The 1,466-nt window shown below is 54.6% G+C and carries 3 protein-coding genes; all 3 read left to right on the top strand.

Annotated elements, in window-relative coordinates; genetic code table 11:
- A partial coding sequence (gene rpsJ, locus RTI30_RS12300) for a 30S ribosomal protein S10 (RefSeq protein WP_312283882.1) occupies window positions 1-246 on the top strand: 246 nt, incomplete at its 5' end.
- Between the two features lie 10 nt (window positions 247-256).
- Window positions 257-889, top strand: a complete 633-nt coding sequence (gene rplC, locus RTI30_RS12305) for a 50S ribosomal protein L3 (RefSeq protein WP_312283883.1) — start codon at window positions 257-259, stop codon at window positions 887-889.
- Between the two features lie 13 nt (window positions 890-902).
- Window positions 903-1,466, top strand: a 564-nt coding sequence (gene rplD, locus RTI30_RS12310) for a 50S ribosomal protein L4 (RefSeq protein WP_312283884.1), incomplete at its 3' end; no start/stop codon positions are given.

Below are 1,466 nucleotides of genomic sequence, written 5' to 3' on the forward strand. Positions count from 1 at the left end.
GCCGCAGAAATTGTAGAAACAGCACGCCGGACAGGGGCTCGGGTGTGTGGTCCTATTCCCCTGCCCACCAAGATCGAGCGGTTTACCGTACTTCGGTCCCCCCATGTTGACAAAAACGCCCGGGATCAGTTTGAACAGCGTACTCATAAACGATTGCTGGATATCCTCGATCCCAATGATAAAACGGTCGACGCACTGATCAAACTCGATCTGGCTGCAGGTGTAGACGTAGAGATCAAGCTGTAAGGAGAACAAAATGGCTGTCGGCTTAATAGGGCGTAAGATCGGGATGACACGGATCGCTGAAGAGGGTGGTAAGGTGGTCCCGGTTACGGTAATCCAGGTTGACAAGAACGTGATTACACAAGTGAAACGCATGGACACGGATGGTTACGAGGCCATTCAGTTGGGCGTGGGAAGTGTGCGTCCGCAGCGCCTGAGCAAGGCGATGGCGGGACATTTTCGCAAAGCTGCTGTGGAACCACGTCGCTTCTTGCGGGAATTTCGTGTTACTGCGTCTGGTTCCTATGAAGCCGGCCAGTCAATTGACCTTTCCATCTTTACGCCCGGGCAGCTGGTTGATGTGACTGGTATCAGCAAAGGAAAAGGTTTCTCTGGGGCGATCAAGCGCCACAACTTCCGGAGCAATCGTGCCAGTCACGGTAACTCGCTTTCGCATCGGGCTCCTGGTTCGATTGGCTGCCGACAAACCCCCGGTCGAGTTTTCAAGGGCAAAAGGATGGCGGGACAGTTGGGAAATGAGCGGGTGACGACTCTCAATCTGCAGGTGGTCCGGGTGGACGGCGAGCGCCAACTGCTCCTGGTGAAGGGAAGCGTTCCGGGCGCTCGCGACGGCGATGTTCTGATTCGACCGGCCGTCCGCTCGTAGTGGAGATACTGGGATGCAAGTGAATAGCACAGAGATTAGTAGTGGTAGGCAGATCCATGTTGATTTGCCTGAGTCGGTATTTGATGTACCCTATAATGAATCCCTCCTACATCAAGTGGTAGTGGCACAACTAGCCGGTTTGCGCAGTGGTACCGCGGTACAGAAAAATCGTTCAGCGGTGCGTGGTGGGGGGCGCAAACCCTGGAAGCAGAAGGGAGGTGGCCGCGCCCGGGCAGGCAGTATTCGAAGCCCCATCTGGCGAGGCGGTGGTAGAGCATTTCCCGGTGTACTCCAGAGCTATAAGCAAAAGATCAACAAGAAAATGTGGGCTGGTGCCATGCGTACGGTACTTGCGGAGTTGCTGCGTCAAGATCGCCTGCAATTTATTGTTGCCGAGGACTTTCCGGAACCTAAAGCCAAAATCGGCAGAGCGTGGTTAGAAAACGCCGGTGGCGACGATGTGTTGATAATTTTGGCAGAAGCGCCCACGAACTTTTTTCTTGCTTTGCGGAATTTCCCCCGAGTTGCAGTGGCACAATGGCAAGACGTTGGCCCTGCGGATTTGATCCGTTACGGA

This window comes from Candidatus Igneacidithiobacillus taiwanensis (assembly GCF_031962545.1).
Taxonomy (GTDB): domain Bacteria; phylum Pseudomonadota; class Gammaproteobacteria; order Acidithiobacillales; family Acidithiobacillaceae; genus Igneacidithiobacillus; species Igneacidithiobacillus taiwanensis.